Raw genomic sequence first — 14709 nt, 5'->3', positions numbered from 1 at the left:
CCGGGGGTCCGGCCGGGCCGCGAAGCGGTCGGGCGGCGTGCGTGTGCGGTACGCGGGTTAGTGCGTGTCTCGCGTACCGGTCAGCAGGCGCCGGCGCCGCTACACAGTGCGGTGGCGCATCGGCCGAGGTCGACGTGCAGACGCGCCACGAGCGGGAAACCCACCGCCGTGCGCGTCGCATACGTGTCGCCTGCACCGAACATGAGGAGGAGTGTAAGCAGTGCATCAGTAAAACGACAAAACCATTACCGGACGAACTTGTCCGCTCACGTGGCGTCGGTGGTCCGCGGAGCGGTACGGGGGGCACGCACGAGCGGCGGGCCTGGGCACGGGGTGGCAGGCGGGGCCGGAGCGATGCCGGGGGTGGGGTGGGGCTGCTCACGTGGCGTCGGTGGTCCGCGGAGCGGAACGGGGGGCACGCACGAGCGGCGGGCCTGAGGACGGGGTGGCAGGCGGGGCCTGAGCGATGCCGGGGGTAGGGGGGCTGCTCAGGTGGCGTCGGTGGCCCGCGGAGCGGTACGGGGCGCCGTGCGCAGGCGGCGGGGCCTGAGCGATGCCGGGGTGGGGTGGGACGGCTCAGGTGGCGGGGCGCTCAGGTGGCGTCGGTGGTCCTCGGGGTGGTGCGCGGGGTCGGTCGCGGGGCGTTGTCCGCGACGAGGTGGTCCTCGGCCGACGCGCCTTCCTCGATCCGGGCCTTGGCCCGCTCGACGCGTTCGACCAGGGCGGCCGACATCGCGTCCCGCTGACTGTTCAGCAGGAAGTAGCTGACCAGCCCGGACACCGCGACCGCCAGGCCGGCCACCAGGATCGGCGCGCCCTTGCCACCGATGTCGAGGGCGTAGAAGACCGCCCAGATCACCGCGAACGCCGCCGCGAACACCCCGAGGCGGTACAGCGTGTAGCGCAGCGCCGGGTGGCCGTTCGTCCACGTGCCGGAGCGCCGCGCGGGCTCCGCGGCGCCCGGGGCGTCGGACTGGGGCTCTGGCGTGTTCTGCGGCGTGCTGTGCGCTGTGGACACGTTCGGTTCCTTCGGCCGGCGCGGCCCGGGGGTCGCGCAGCGGACACTGCTCGGCGGGTGCGGCGGAGGCCGAACCTTCCGGACATCCAGTACAGCATCCGCGGAAGACGGACCGGCAAGGGGTCGGCCCGGCAGACGGCGGACGCCTTCTGCCGGGCCGGTGCCGGGCCGTGCGGACGAGGTGCGCACGGGTGCGGACGAGGTGCGCAAGGGTTGCGGGCAAAGAGCCGAAACGGAAACCGGGCGTCAGAAGCGCATGGGCNCCCCCCCCCCCCCCGGTGCCGGGCCGTGCGGACGAGGTGCGCACGGGTGCGGACGAGGTGCGCAAGGGTTGCGGGCAAAGAGCCGAAACGGAAACCGGGCGTCAGAAGCGCATGGGCTGCGGTACGTCGCGGCGCCCCGCCTCCGGCCCGTCGTACTCGCGCACGATCTCGTACCGCGTGTTGCGCTCGACCGGGCGGAACCCCGCGTCCCGGATGAGTTCGAGCAGGTCGTCGCGCGTCATCTTGTTCGGCGTGCCGAAGCCGTCCGCGTCGTGGGTGATCTTGTACTCCACCACCGAGCCGTCCAGGTCGTCGGCGCCGTGGTTGAGCGCGAGCTGCGCGGTCGAGAGGCCGTGCATGACCCAGAAGCACTTCACGTGCGGCACGTTGTCGAAGAGGAGCCGCGAGACCGCGAACACCTTCAGCGCCTCCGCGCCGGTGGCCATCGTGGTGCGCGCCTGGAGGCGGTTGCGGACGATGCCGTCCCGGCTGTCGTGGAAGTCGTGCTGGTAGCGCAGCGGGATGAAGACCTGGAACCCGCCCGTCTCGTCCTGGAGTTCGCGCAGCCGCAGCACGTGGTCGACGCGGTGCCGCGGCTCCTCGATGTGGCCGTAGAGCATCGTCGACGGGGTCTTCAGGCCCTTCTCGTGGGCGAGCCGGTGGATGCGCGACCAGTCCTCCCAGTGGGTGGCGTGGTCGACGATGTGCTGCCGGACCTCCCAGTCGAAGATCTCCGCACCGCCACCGGTGAGCGATTCGAGGCCCGCGTCGATGAGTTCGTCCAGGATCTCGGAGGCGGACATGCCGGAGATGGTCTCGAAGTGCTGGATCTCGGTGGCGGTGAACGCCTTGAGCGAGACGTCCGGCAGCACCTTCTTCAGCTCGCGCAACGACCGGGGGTAGTAGCGCCACGGCAGCGTCGGATGCAGGCCGTTGACGATGTGCAGCTCGGTGATGCCGTCCGGCTCCATCTCCTTGGCGAGCCGCACGGCGTCCTCGATGCGCATCGTGTACGCGTCCTTCTCGCCCGGCTTGCGCTGGAACGAGCAGTACGCGCACGACGCCTGGCACACGTTCGTCATGTTCAGGTGCCGGTTGACGTTGAAGTGGACGACGTCGCCGTTCTTCTTCGTCCGGACGTGGTGCGCCAGGCCGCCGAGCCACGCGAGGTCGTCGCTCGCGTAGAGCGCGATGCCGTCCTCGCGGCTGAGGCGTTCACCGGAGAGGACCTTGTCCTCGATCTCCTTGCGCAGACCGGAGTCCATCGCTCACCGCTCCTTGTCCTGGACAAACCGTGCCGACGAGCCTACGCCTCCGGCTCGCCGGGCAGATCGGCGGCGCGGTACTCCCACTTCGTGGACAACACGACGGTGGTACGGGTGCGTGCGACCCCACGCGTACCGGACAGCCGGCGGATCACCTGCTCCAGCCCGGCGACGTCCGGCACCCGGACCTTGAGCATGAACGAGTCGTCGCCGGAGATGAACCAGCAGTCCTCGATCTCCTCGACGTCGCGCAGCCGGCGGCTGACGTCCTCGTGGTCCGCGGCGTCGGAGAGTTGGAGGCCGATCAGCGCGGTGACCCCGAGCCCGAGCGTGACGGGATCGACGGTGGCCCGATAGCCGGTGATGACCCCGGCCTGTTCGAGGCGGTTGATGCGGTCGGTCACGCTCGGACCGGACAGGCCGACCAGGCGGCCCAGCTCCGCGTAGGAGGCACGGCCGTTGACTCGCAGCGCCTGGATGAGCTTGCGGTCCACCGCATCCATGTCATTCTCCTCGCTCGTCCTGCATTTCATTGGACAGATTTCCATCTGCCCCTTAGAATCTAAGGCATCAGAGCGTGCATGACCTGCCGAACCTCTGATGCGGAAACCACACTCGGCCCGACCGGCCGACTTAGGGGAGTGAAACCGATGTACACCCTTGAGATGGCGCGAGCGCACATCCAGGAGCTGCACGAAATGGCCGAGCGGTCCCGCCCGGTCGGCCCCCGGCCGACGCTGACCCGCGTCAAGAAGTTCGTCGCCCGCGCCGCGGGCCGCTGATCCGGCCGCCCCGGTCCCCTGGGGCACGCGGCACCGGGCACACCGACACAGGCTCCCGCTTTCGCGGGGGCCTTTGCCGGTTGCGGACGCGTCCGGTGCGGCGGCGTGCTCACGGCGGTACGGGCCCTTCCGGCCCCACCGGACCCGCCCCTCCCCGGGTCGCCGGACGCGCCTCCGCCGCACGCCGCGCCGCCCCCAACTCGCCCTCCCAGCGCCGGAAGAGCGTGTGCGGCACGCCCAGCACGTCCAGCACCTTCCCGGCCACGAAGTCCACCAACTGCCGGACGTCCGACGCCCCCGCGTAGAAGGCCGGGCTGGCCGGCAGCACCACCGCGCCCGCGTCGTCGAGGCGCACCAGGTGCCGCAGCGTCGTCCCGGTGAACGGCGTCTCGCGCGGCACCACCACGAGCGGCCTGCGCTCCTTCAGCGTGACGTCGGCCGTCCGCTGCAACAGGTCCTTCGACAGGCCCAGCGCGATGCCCGCCACCGCCGCCGTGCTCGCCGGCACCACGGCCATGCCCTTGGCCGGGTACGACCCGCTCGACGGCCCCGCCGCGAGATCCCCCGCCGCCCAGTACTCCACCCGGTCCAGCCGGGCCTCGTCGGCCGGGTCTTCGCCCGCCGCACCGGGCACCTCGCCCGCGCCCAGCCGGAGCCACGCGGCCAGGTCCGCGCGCCAGTGCGCGTCCCGGAACGTGATGCCCGTCTCGTCCAGAATCGTCAGCCGCGCGGCCCGGCTCACCACCAGGTCGACGTCCTCGCCCGCGTCGAGCAGCCCGCGGATCACGGCCGCCGCGTACGGGGTGCCCGAGGCGCCGGAAACCCCGACGATCCACGGTCGGCGCTGTGCATGCATGGCGTCATTCTCCCAACCCGCCCATCGGCGCGCCCGCCGCCCCTGGGCCGGGCACCCGCGCACGCCGCCGGAAACACCGCGCGCGGCGGCACGCACAGCCGGAAGACGCCGAACGACTGCCGTACGACTGTTGACCGGAAACCACCCGGCCCGCTGGACTGGTCCCGGACGGGGCCGTCGGGGGAGGCCGCGTACCTCCCGCGAACCGGCCGCCCGCCCCCGGCACCTCGGAGGACCCACTTGCCCGCGCGCCGCCGTTCCGCCGCAGCACTGATACCGCTCGCCATGTTCGCCACCGCGTGCGGCGGACTCGACCAGGAATGGGCCAATCGGGCCAAACAGGCCGCGGACTCCCCCGTCGGCAACACCGGCGAGCCGAACACCGGCATCACCGCCGAGCAGTTGATGCAGCGCGTCTCCGACGCCGACCACGACGCGCGGTCGGTGCGCACCGACTTCCGCGGGCACTTCTACGGGGTGCCGGTGCGCGGCGACACGTCGGTCACCGAGAACGGCGACATCGAGTCGCACCTGACCCTCGGGGGCCGCGAGATCCACACGCTGGTCGTCGGCGAAACCGAATACACGCGCCTGGACGAGGGGACGTACCAGGTCCTCTTCGACATGATCGCCAAGGCCCCCGGCTACGACGCAGAGCTGGAGCAGCCCGGCGAATCCTTCCTGGAGTTCGGCAAGCTCATGGAGGGCAAGTACCTGAAGGACGAGGCCGTCACGCGCGGCACCGGCCTCCAGTCCCTCGACGGCGTGCTGGGCGGCGGCCCGTTCACCAACGGCGACGACTCCGCGGGCGAGTCTCCGTACGACGAGGGCTTCGCCCCGCCGGGAGAGGACGTCGACTACCGGCTCGGCGACGTCCTGCGCATCGACGGGATCGAGGTGATCCCGCTCGTCTGCACCAGCCGAACCGACGGCCTCACGTCCGTCCTGACGCTGTACGTGCCGACGCACGGCACGCCGCTGCCCGTCCGCATGACCTCGGACGACGACAACGACGGCAAGGTGGACGCCTCCGTCGACACGGACTACAAGACGATCGGCCAGGACAGGACCGTCCGCGCGCCGGACGCCGCGAAGACCGTCGACATGGAAAAGATCATGGAGGACTTCTTCGGGGGCATGGGCGACCTCGAAGACCCCGACGACTTCGGCGATCCGGACGACTTCGGTGGCCCCGACGACTTCGGCGACCCGGACGACTTCGGCGCCGACGAGGACGACGACCGCGGCGGCGGCGTCATCGCCTGACGCCGCCGCGGACGGTACGGCGTCAGGGCCGCAGCCCGCGCACCACCAGGTCCAGCAGCGCGCACACGAACAGCGCGATACCGATGAACCCGTTCGTCGTGAAGAAAGCCCGGTTGAGCTTGGAGAGGTCGTCCGGCTTGACCAGGGAGTGCTCGTAGACGAACGCCGCCGCCACGATCAGCAGGCCGAGCCACCAGAAGAACCCGGCACCGGTCATCGCGCCGAACCAGACGAACAGGATCGTCGTGACCACGTGCGTGACGCGCGACGCGTACAGCGCGTTGGCGATGCCCCAGCGCGCCGGGACGCTCTTCACGCCGTGCGCGCGGTCGGCGGCGACGTCCTGGCAGCCGAAGATCAGGTCGAAGCCGCCGATCCAGGTGCCGACCGCGAGGCCGAGCACGACCGCGTCCCACGACCACTCGCCGGTCACCGCGATCCACGCCCCGATCGGCCCGATGGCCTGGGCGAAGCCGAGGATGGCGTGCGGCACGTTCGTGAAGCGCTTGCCGTACGGGTAGACCACCATCGGCACGACCGCGAGCGGCGCGAGCGCGAAGCACAGCGGGTTCAGCAGCGCCGCCGCGACCAGATAGAAGAACAGCGCCACCAGGGCGCCGGTCCACGCCGTGCGCACCGAGACCTTGCCGGTCACCAGCTCGCGCGTCGCGGTGCGCGGGTTCCGCGCGTCGATCTCGCGGTCGATGATGCGGTTGCACGCCATGGCGAACGTCCGCAGGCCGACCATCGCGATCGTCACCAGCAGCAGTTCCCAGTAATGCAGGTGCCCGTTCACCTCGTACATCGCGGTGAGCGCCGCGATGTACGCGAACGGCAGGGCGAAGACCGAGTGCTCGATCATCACCAGGCGCAGGAACGCCCTTATCGCCGAATCCCCGCCGACCGGGACGGCGGCCGAACTCATCGCACCGTCCCTGTGCGTGCCGGCTTGCCTGTCGAAACCATGGACACTCCGATCACAGCCCGTACTGCTTCCAACGCTGCGTCACCCGGGCGGCCGTCGCCGGGTCGGACGCCACCATCTCCGGCCAACCGCCGTTGCGCGTGTAGCCCTCCTCGGGCAGCTTGCGCGTCGCGTCGATGCCGGCCTTGCCGCCCCAGAACTGCTGGTACGACGAGTGGTCAAGGTGGTCCACCGGCCCCTCGACCACCGACAGGTCGCGGGAGTAATCGACGTTGCCGAAGGCGCGCCACGCGACCTCCTGGTAGTCGTGGACGTCGCAATCCGCGTCGACGACCACGATCAGCTTCGTCAGCGACATCATGTGCGCGCCCCAGATGGCGTGCATCACCTTCTGCGCGTGCTTGGGGTACTTCTTGTCGATCGAGACGATCGCGCAGTTGTGGAAGCCGCCGGCCTCGGGCAGGTCGTAGTCCACGATGTCCGGCACGATGATCTTGAGCAGCGGCAGGAAGAACCGCTCGGTGGCCTTGCCCAGCGGCCCGTCCTCGGTGGGCGGGCGGCCGACCACGATCGACTGGAGCACCGGCTTCGCGCGCATGGTGACGCAGTCGATGGTCAGCGCGGGGAACGGCTCCATCGGCGTGTAGAAACCGGTGTGGTCGCCGAACGGGCCCTCGTCGCGCATGACGCCGGGTTCCAGCCAGCCTTCCAGCACCACTTCGGCCTCGGCCGGGACGTGCAGCGGGACGGTCTGGCAGTCGACCATCTCCACCCGCTTGCCCTGCACGAACCCGGCGAACAGGTACTCGTCGATGTCGCCGGGCAGCGGCGCGGTCGATGCGTACGTCACGGCGGGCGGGCACCCGAAGGCGATCGCCACCGGCAGGCGCTCACCGCGCCGCGCGGCGACCTGGTAGTGGTTGCGCGAGTCCTTGTGGATCTGCCAGTGCATGCCGATCGTGCGCTTGTCGTGCCGTTGGAGCCGGTACAGGCCCAGATTGCGTACGCCGGTCTCCGGGTCCTTGGTGTGTGTCAGCCCGAGGTTGAAGAACGCCCCGCCGTCCTGCGGCCAGGTGTGCAGCGCCGGGATGGTGTCGAGGTCGACCTTGTCGCCCTTGAGCACGATCTCCTGGCACGGCGCGTCCGACACCTTCTTGGGCGGGATGTGCGCCACTGAGCCGAGCTTGCCGAACGCCTCGCGCAGGCCGGAGAAACCTTGCGGCAGCTCGGGCTTGAGCAGTCCGCCGATCTTGTCGCCGATCTCCTGGTACGAGGAGAGGCCGAGCGCCTTGAGCATCCGGCGGTCGGTGCCGAAGACGTTCATCGCCAACGGCATCGAGCTGCCGCGCACGTTCTCGAACAGCAGCGCCGGACCGCCGGACTTGTTCACCCGGTCGGTGATCTCGCCGATCTCCAGGTACGGGTCCACCTCGACCCGGATGCGCCGGAGATCACCCTCCTTTTCGAGGGCTTTGAGAAAAGCACGCAAGGTCCCGTATGCCATGCGCACCAGTATCTGCCACGCCCGCCACACCGACCGCACGGGCATGGGGCCGGATGGTTGTCGGGAGGGTGGGGCAGAGGGCCGGAACGCGACACGAGCTCAGGCCGGGCGGGCCGACGACACGGGTTGTCCGGGGCACTTGCGGCGGAACCGTATGGGGGCGGGGGGACTCCTCTACGTTGGATGCCACCGCCAGACCTCGGGGAGGACGTACATGGCTGTCGCGGTCGAGTCCCAAGCACCCGCACAGGCCGCACTCGGTTCCGCGCTCGCGTCGGTCGTCGTGTACGCGCAGGGCGCGATCTGCACGCGGCGCGCCCGGTTCACGCTCCCGGAAGGGCACCGCGGGGAGTTCCGGATCCACGTCGGCGACGTGCCGCTGAGCGCGTACCCGCAGTCGCTGCGCGGGTCCGTCGCCGCGGGCCCCGACGGGCTGCGGGTCGCGGACGTCCGGCCGCGCATCGAGGCGGTCGTGGTGGCGCCGCGCGACGTCCCCGAGCTGCGCCGCGCCCTCGACGCCGCCGAGGAGCACGTACGACGCCTCACTGCCCGGCGCACCCGGCTGGCCGCCGAGATCGACGCCACCGCGGGACTGCGCGCCACGCAGGCCCGGCAGCGCAAGGAGGAACCGTACCCCCGCCCGGCGGCGGTCGAATCGGTGCTCGCGCTGGCCGACTTCGTGACCGAGCGGCTCGACACGCTCCAGACCCGCATGCGCACGCTGGACGAGGAGTGCCGCCAGGCCGAGCACGACGCCCACGTCGCGCGGCACCGGCTGGACGAGGCGTCCGGTTCGCTGCGCGTCGAGGAGGCCCGTACCACCGGATCGGCCGTCCTCACCCTCGACCTCGCGGGTGACGCGACCGACGGTCCTGCCGAGGTCGTCGTCGACCTGGAGTACCAGGTGCCGGGCGCCCGCTGGGTGCCGCAGTACCAACTGCGCCTGGACACCGCGATGACCGGCGGCACCCTCGTGATGCGCGCGGCGGTCGCGCAGCGCACGGGCGAGGACTGGACGGGGGTGCGCCTCGCCCTGTCCACCGCCGACCTCGACCGCCGCACCGACCTCCCCGAGCTGCGCTCGCTCCGCATCGGCCGCCGCCAGGCCGCCCCCGCGCCCTCGGGCTGGCGCGAACCCCCTTCCGGGCTCGACGAGTTGTTCGCCGGGTACGACGCGGGGGTGGTGAAACGGCGCGAGCGGGAGGCGGCGCACACGCGCTACGCCCCGGTGCCCGTGAGCGCGGGCGCGACCCTGACCGGCGGCATGGCGTCCGCCGCGGCCGGCGGTTACGACACGGCCGAGCTGCGGGCCGACCAGATGGCGTGGATGGACCAGGAACAGGCCCGCGGCGGCTACGGGCAGGCGGCCCCGATGCCCCCGCCGATGGTGATGCCCCCATCCCCGATCGCCCCTGGTTCGGCGCCCGCCGCGCCCGCGCCGCCACCGCCGTCCGCGCCGCGCATGCGCAGGTCGCGCGGTGCCGCGCCCGGCGGACCTCCGCACGCGGAGGCGCTCGCGGCGCCACCGCCCGCCCAGCCGTCCTTCGCGGGCGCGCCTTACGGGGGCGGCGGCGCGCACTTCGACGAGGACGACGGCTACGCGCGCCTGGCCGCCGACGCACCGGACGCCGCCGGGCCCGGCCTGCCCGGTGCCGACCTCCTCGACTACGCGGGGCTCGAACTCACCGGCGCCGACGACGAGGCATCGCGCGGGCGGCTGCGGCCGGGCGGCTCGTACGACCCCGTCGCCGAGGAGTACCGGCGGCGTGCCGAGACGGTCGCCTCCCTGGCGCTGCCCACCCACGCGGCGCGGGTGCGCGAGTCGGCCGGGTCGTACGACTACCGCTTCGACGTCGCCGCGGCGGCCGACGTGGAGTCGGACGGCGGTTGGCACACCGTGCCGGTCTGCACCGTGGCGGTGGGCCTGGAACCGGAGTTCGTCACCGTGCCGTCCGTCGACGAGGCGGTGTACGGCACCGTCCACGTCACCAACGCCTCCGCGCACGCGCTGCTCGCCGGACCCGCCGACGTCAGCGTGGGCGGCGAGTTCCTGATGACCGTCCCGCTGCCGACCCTCGCCCCCGGCGAACGGCAGCGCGTCGGCGTGGGGGTCGTGGAGAGCGTGCAGGTCGCCCGGCGCACGCACATGCGCGAGTCGACGGCCGGGCTGCGCAACCAGACGAGCGTGCTGGACCACCGCATCGAGATCGACGTCGCGAACCACCTGGCCCGCGAGATCACCGTCGAGGTGCTGGAGCGCGTCCCGGTCAGCGACGACAAGGACGTCAAGATCGAGGAGCACGCCGCCGATCCGCAGTGGGAGCGCGACACCGAGTTGCGCGACGGGCGCCTGGTGCGCGGCGCCCGCGTGTGGCGCCTGCGGTTGCTCGCGAACTCCACGCGCACGCTGGTGGGCCGCTACGAAATCCGCATCCCCGGCGGCAAGTCCGTCGTCGGCGGGAACCGGAGGGCATGAGCCGTGAGTGAGTTGACAGCCCGTCAGGACGGTCCGGCGGAAGGCGATCGCACCGAGGCGCCCGGCGCCCCGGACACCTCCCCGGGCACGGCACCGGACACCGCACCGCACCCGCTGCCCATCACCGCCGTGACCTGCCTGGAGGACCGCGCCCAGGTCGAGCGTTCCGGCGTGGTCGAGGTCGCGGCCGGGGTGCAGCGTCTGCGCATCGGCCCGGTCACCGCGCTGGCCGTGGACCGCTCGCTGCGCGCCGAGGCGATCGACGTGTCCGGTATCGGCGATCTCGGCGTGACCGTTGTCGACGCCCGCGTCGTGCGGGCCGCGGTGGTGCCGCCCCCGCGACCGGCCGAGGACGCGTCCAAGATGCGCGCGCTCGTCTTCGACCTGGAGGAGGAGACCCGCGACCTGGCCCGGCAGAGCCGCCGACTGGAGTCGTCGGTCGCCGTCGTACGCCAGGCCCGCGAGGAACTGCACCGCGCGCTGGCCGAGTTCGCGGGCGTGGAGCCGGACTCCTCGGGGGTGCGGTTCGACACCGTCGACTGGGCAGGGCGCCTGGAGGCCGTGGACGCGGCCGAGGAGCAGCGCCACGAGGAGATCTTCGACGTCGCCCGCGCCCACGAGCGCGCCGCGCAGCGCCTCGCCGAGGCCCGCGCGGCGTTGTCCGCGAGCGAGGAGGACCCGGCCGAACTGTCGGCCGTCGTGGAGGTGGTCATCGAGGCCGAGCGCGCGGGCCCGGTCGAGTTGCGCATCGTGCACCTGGTGCCGTGCGCGTTGTGGCGTCCCGCCTATCGGGCGACGCTGGCCGACGACGGGGCGTCGCTGACGCTCGACTCGGACGCGGTGGTCTGGCAGCGCACCGGCGAGGACTGGTCCGGCGTACGGCTGTCCCTGTCGACCGCCCGTCCGACGCTCGCCGCCCGGCCGCCGTCGCTGGTCGACGACGAACTGCGGCTGCGCGACAAGAGCGCCGAGGAGAAGCGCACCGTCGAGGTCGACCTGCGCGAGGAGGACATCGCCACCGTGGGCGCGGTGGCGGCGACGGCGGCCGAGTTGCCGGGGGTGGACGACGGGGGCGAGGTACGCGTCCTCGCGGCGCCGACCCCGGCCACCGTGCCGTCCGACGGACGCCCGCACCGGGTGCACCTGACGTCGTTCACCGCCCCCGCGCGCACCGAGCAGGCCGCGGCGCCGGAGCTGTCCCCGCTGGTGACGCGGGTCGCGTACGTCGCCAACGAGGCCGGCCACGTGCTCCTCGCCGGTCCCGTCGACCTGGTGCGGGCCGGCGGCTTCATGGGACGCGGGCGGCTCAAGTTCTCCGGACAGGGTGAGGAGGTACGCCTGCCGTTCGGCAGCGAGGACACCTTCCGCGTCGTGCGGCACGTGTCGGAGCAGAAGTCGACCAAGGCGGTGACGGGCCGTAGCACGACCACACGCACCGTACGCGTGTTCGTCTCGCACCTGGCCGGCACGGGCGACCCGGTCGAGGTCGTGCTGCGCGAGCGCATCCCGGTCTCGGAGGTCTCCGCGGTCGAGGTGGCGCTGAAGCCGGAGGCGTGCGATCCCGCGCCCGCGGGCGTCGACGCGGAGGGGATCGTGCGCTACGACGTGACGCTTGCGCCGGGTGAGCGGCGTGAGATCACGTTGGTGTACGAGCTGTCGGCGTCCGGGAAGGTCCTGGGCATTTGAGCTCCGTCCGGCCTCGCGGGGGACGCATTACGCTGGGGGTGCTCATCACATAACCCCAGGGAGTCGTTTTCCATGTTGCGGGTTGCACCCTTCCTGTTGTCCTTCGCGGTGCTCGTGTACGCGTTCATCGACTGCCTGACCACCGATGAGTCGAAGGTGCGCAACCTGCCGAAGCTCGCGTGGGTCTTCATCGTGCTGCTGGTGCCGCTCGCCGGGGCGATCGGCTGGTTCGTCGCCGGCCGTCCGCGCCGTGAGCGCGCGGCCGAGCGCCGCGCCCGGTTCGTGGCCCCCGACGACGACCCCGAGTTCCTGGCCTCGCTCGGCAAGAGCAACAAGGAACACGAGGACATGCTGAAGCGCTGGGAGGAGGACCTGAAGCAGCACGAGACGGAGCTGCACGACGAGGGTCCCGATCCCGAAGGCGACGGGGGCAAGGGGGACGGACGGAAGGGCGACGGGCGCGCGAAGGACTGAACGCCCTCCCGCAGGACCCGTCACCCGCACCGCCCGACCGGCTTCCCGACCGGTTCGTACCGAATCTGCGCAACCCGCCCCGTCACGTCGCGCGCAACGCCTCCAAGGGCTCCAGCCGGGCCGCGCGCCACGCCGGGTAGGCCCCGGCCAGCAGTCCGACCAGCACGCCGGCGCCCGGTGCCGCGAAGACCAGGGTCAGGTCGAGGACGGGCGTCCAGTCCCTGGCCACGCAGACCCCCACGACGGTCACCACGCCGACGGCGGCACCGATCGCCCCGCCGATGAGGCCCAGCACGGCCGACTCCACCAGGAACTGCTGCGCGATGTGCCGCCGCGAGGCGCCCAGCGCGCGGCGCAGCCCGATCTCGCCGATGCGCTGCATCACGCCCACGAGCGTCACGTTGGCGATGCCGACCGCCCCCACCACCAGGCACAGCAGGCCCAGCACCAGGAACATGCCGTTGACGTCGTCCTCGACCGCCCCCCGCGCGCGCTGGAGGTCGGGCGGCGCGATGACGCGCATCTCGGCGGTACGGCCCGGATTGAGTGCGGTCGGCGCCTGCGCGGCGATCAGCCCCGCGGCCCCCAGCTCGGTGTCCACGACGACGCGGCCCGCGGCGGTCAGCCCGAGCCGGTCGGCGGCCGTGGTCGGCGGCACGATGACGGCCGCGGCGAGCGCCTGCTCGCGGCGGAAGTCGCCGACGATGCCGATCACCGTGAACGCCTCGTCACCGAGGAACACCGCCGGGGCGTCCTCCAGCCGCACGATGCCGAGCATGCGCGCCGCCTCCTCGCCGAGCACCGCGACGCGGTCTCGCCGGGCGACGTTGCCCGCGTCGAAGAACCGTCCGGTGACGACGCGGCCGTGCGCGGCGGCCGGGAGGTCGACGGTGGCCGCCACGACGCCGAGGGTCCGGGCCGAGACGGTCGAGGGGTCCTTGATGTCGTTGGCGCGCACCGGGGGCGCGGTGCCGGGCGTGGCCTCGGCGAGGGCCGCGGCGGCGACCGTGCCGTTGAGGCGGGCGAGGCGTTCGGGGGCGTCCCAGCCGATCAGCGGGCCCTCGCCCGGGGCCTGCGGCGCCCCGGTGGAGGCCGCGACGACCGTCACGGCCGTCGCGGTGAGCTGGTCGAAGCGTCCGACGATGCGGTTCCCGGCGGTCGCCGCTATGCCGATGGTGACGACGAGGGTCGCGATGCCGAGCACGGTTCCGAGCGTGGTGAGGGCGGCCCGCCAGGGGCGGGCGAGGACGGCGGCGAGCGATTCGTCGAGCAGGTCGGCGCGGCCGATCCGGGTGCCGCCGCGGCGCGGGCGGCGTCCCGGGTGCCGCCGCGGTCGCTCGGTAGACGTGCCGTGCTTCTCGCAGGACGAGTCGGCGCCGGACACGCGGGTCGTGTGCCGGCCCAGGCGCGACAGCTCGCCGCTGTCGGCGGGCTCTCGGCCGCCGTCACGAGCGGCGCCGGACGCGCGGGTCATACGCACGCCCCGGCGCGTCCGCTCGCGGCCGTCGGCGGGGTCCCGGCGGTCACGACCCGCCCGTCCGCGATGCGGACGCGGCGGGCTGCCCGGGCGGCCACCGCCTCGTCGTGCGTGATGACGAGCAACGTCAGTCCCTGGCCGTGCAGTTCGTCCAGCAGATCGAGGACGACCGCGGTGTTCTCGCCGTCCAGGTTGCCGGTCGGCTCGTCGCAGAGCAGCAGCGCCGGGTCGCCGAGCAGCGCCCGGGCGATCGCGACGCGCTGGCGTTCGCCGCCGGAGAGCCGGTCGGGCCGGAATCCCGCGCGGTGGCCGAGGCCGACGCGTTCCAACGCCGCCTCGGCTCGCGCCCGCCGGGTCCCCCGAGGCGGGGCCGGGCCGCCCTTGGGCCGGTACACCTCGGCGAGCATCACGTTCTCCTCGATCGTGCGGTACGGCAGCAGGTGGAACGCCTGGAACACGAAGCCGAACGAACCGGCCCGCAGCGCCGCCCGGTCGCGCTCCGCGAGCCGCGTCGTCTCGACGCCGTCGAAGCGGTACCCGCCGGACGTCGGTCGGTCGAGCAGCCCGAGCAGGCCCAGCAGCGTCGACTTGCCGGAGCCGGACGGGCCGGTGACGGCGACGTGTTCGCCGCGATGGATGCGCAAGTCGACGTCCGCGAGCGCGTGGACGGGCGGGTCGGCGTCGAATGTCCTTGCCACGCTGGTGAATTCGACGAGA

The 14709-nt window shown here is 72.6% G+C and carries 13 protein-coding genes; 5 read left to right on the top strand and 8 right to left on the bottom strand.

Annotation, left to right across the window (positions count from 1 at the left end; translation table 11 throughout):
- Window positions 1-592 precede the first annotated feature (592 nt).
- From ACRX5S_RS33625 to ACRX5S_RS33615, 3 genes are all read right to left on the bottom strand, one after another.
- Entirely contained in the window at window positions 593-1018 is a 426-nt protein-coding gene (locus ACRX5S_RS33625; protein ID WP_436776984.1) for a DUF4229 domain-containing protein, read from the bottom strand.
- 364 nt (window positions 1019-1382) lie between these two features.
- A complete protein-coding gene (gene mqnE, locus ACRX5S_RS33620; RefSeq protein WP_436776983.1) occupies window positions 1383-2546 on the bottom strand; it encodes an aminofutalosine synthase MqnE in 1164 nt (387 codons plus the stop codon).
- Window positions 2547-2587: 41 nt separating this feature from the next.
- On the bottom strand, window positions 2588-3049 hold the full coding sequence (locus tag ACRX5S_RS33615) for an Lrp/AsnC family transcriptional regulator (protein WP_281469349.1): 462 nt from the start codon (window positions 3047-3049) through the stop codon (window positions 2588-2590).
- Window positions 3050-3196: 147 nt separating this feature from the next.
- On the opposite strand from ACRX5S_RS33615, the gene ACRX5S_RS33610 reads away from it, so the two are divergent.
- Complete coding sequence (locus ACRX5S_RS33610; RefSeq protein ID WP_436776982.1) at window positions 3197-3328, top strand: hypothetical protein; 132 nt, start codon at window positions 3197-3199, stop codon at window positions 3326-3328.
- 109 nt (window positions 3329-3437) lie between these two features.
- On the opposite strand, the gene ACRX5S_RS33605 is transcribed toward ACRX5S_RS33610, so the two are convergent.
- A complete protein-coding gene (locus tag ACRX5S_RS33605; protein WP_436776981.1) occupies window positions 3438-4184 on the bottom strand; it encodes a UbiX family flavin prenyltransferase in 747 nt (248 codons plus the stop codon).
- A gap of 285 nt (window positions 4185-4469) precedes the next feature.
- Here ACRX5S_RS33605 and ACRX5S_RS33600 point away from each other — a divergent pair, with 285 nt between their 5' ends.
- The gene (locus ACRX5S_RS33600) at window positions 4470-5450 is read left to right on the top strand and encodes a hypothetical protein (protein WP_436776980.1); all 981 of its coding nucleotides are present in this window, start codon (window positions 4470-4472) and stop codon (window positions 5448-5450) included.
- Window positions 5451-5472: 22 nt separating this feature from the next.
- Here ACRX5S_RS33600 and mqnP read toward each other — a convergent pair whose 3' ends face one another.
- Together mqnP and ACRX5S_RS33590 are read right to left on the bottom strand one after the other, a co-directional pair.
- Window positions 5473-6375, bottom strand: coding sequence for a menaquinone biosynthesis prenyltransferase MqnP (mqnP, locus tag ACRX5S_RS33595; RefSeq protein ID WP_436776979.1), 903 nt, complete (start codon window positions 6373-6375; stop codon window positions 5473-5475).
- Between the two features lie 52 nt (window positions 6376-6427).
- Window positions 6428-7879, bottom strand: coding sequence for a menaquinone biosynthesis decarboxylase (locus tag ACRX5S_RS33590; RefSeq protein ID WP_436776978.1), 1452 nt, complete (start codon window positions 7877-7879; stop codon window positions 6428-6430).
- Between the two features lie 214 nt (window positions 7880-8093).
- Between ACRX5S_RS33590 and ACRX5S_RS33585 the strand changes: the two genes are divergently transcribed.
- The 3 genes from ACRX5S_RS33585 (at window position 8094) to ACRX5S_RS33575 (ending at window position 12515) form a co-directional block, all read left to right on the top strand.
- A complete protein-coding gene (locus ACRX5S_RS33585) occupies window positions 8094-10355 on the top strand; it encodes a mucoidy inhibitor MuiA family protein (protein ID WP_436776977.1) in 2262 nt (753 codons plus the stop codon).
- Window positions 10356-10358: 3 nt separating this feature from the next.
- A complete protein-coding gene (locus ACRX5S_RS33580; RefSeq protein WP_436776976.1) occupies window positions 10359-12041 on the top strand; it encodes a mucoidy inhibitor MuiA family protein in 1683 nt (560 codons plus the stop codon).
- A 72-nt stretch (window positions 12042-12113) separates the two neighbouring features.
- Entirely contained in the window at window positions 12114-12515 is a 402-nt protein-coding gene (locus tag ACRX5S_RS33575) for a PLD nuclease N-terminal domain-containing protein (RefSeq protein WP_436776975.1), read from the top strand.
- Between the two features lie 82 nt (window positions 12516-12597).
- Here the strand turns inward: ACRX5S_RS33575 and ACRX5S_RS33570 are convergent, their stop codons facing one another.
- Window positions 12598-13989 (bottom strand): ABC transporter permease, encoded by a 1392-nt coding sequence (locus ACRX5S_RS33570; protein WP_436776974.1) that lies wholly within the window; start codon window positions 13987-13989, stop codon window positions 12598-12600.
- A complete protein-coding gene (locus ACRX5S_RS33565) occupies window positions 13986-14690 on the bottom strand; it encodes an ABC transporter ATP-binding protein (protein ID WP_436776973.1) in 705 nt (234 codons plus the stop codon). The genes ACRX5S_RS33570 and ACRX5S_RS33565 overlap by 4 nt, the downstream gene beginning before the upstream one ends.
- Window positions 14691-14709 lie beyond the last annotated feature (19 nt).

The sequence above is a fragment of the Yinghuangia sp. YIM S09857 genome (assembly GCF_051388915.1).
Lineage (GTDB): Bacteria > Actinomycetota > Actinomycetes > Streptomycetales > Streptomycetaceae > Yinghuangia.
Note: the sequence above shows the minus strand (reverse complement) of the source record. Positions and strands in the feature narration are given on the sequence as shown.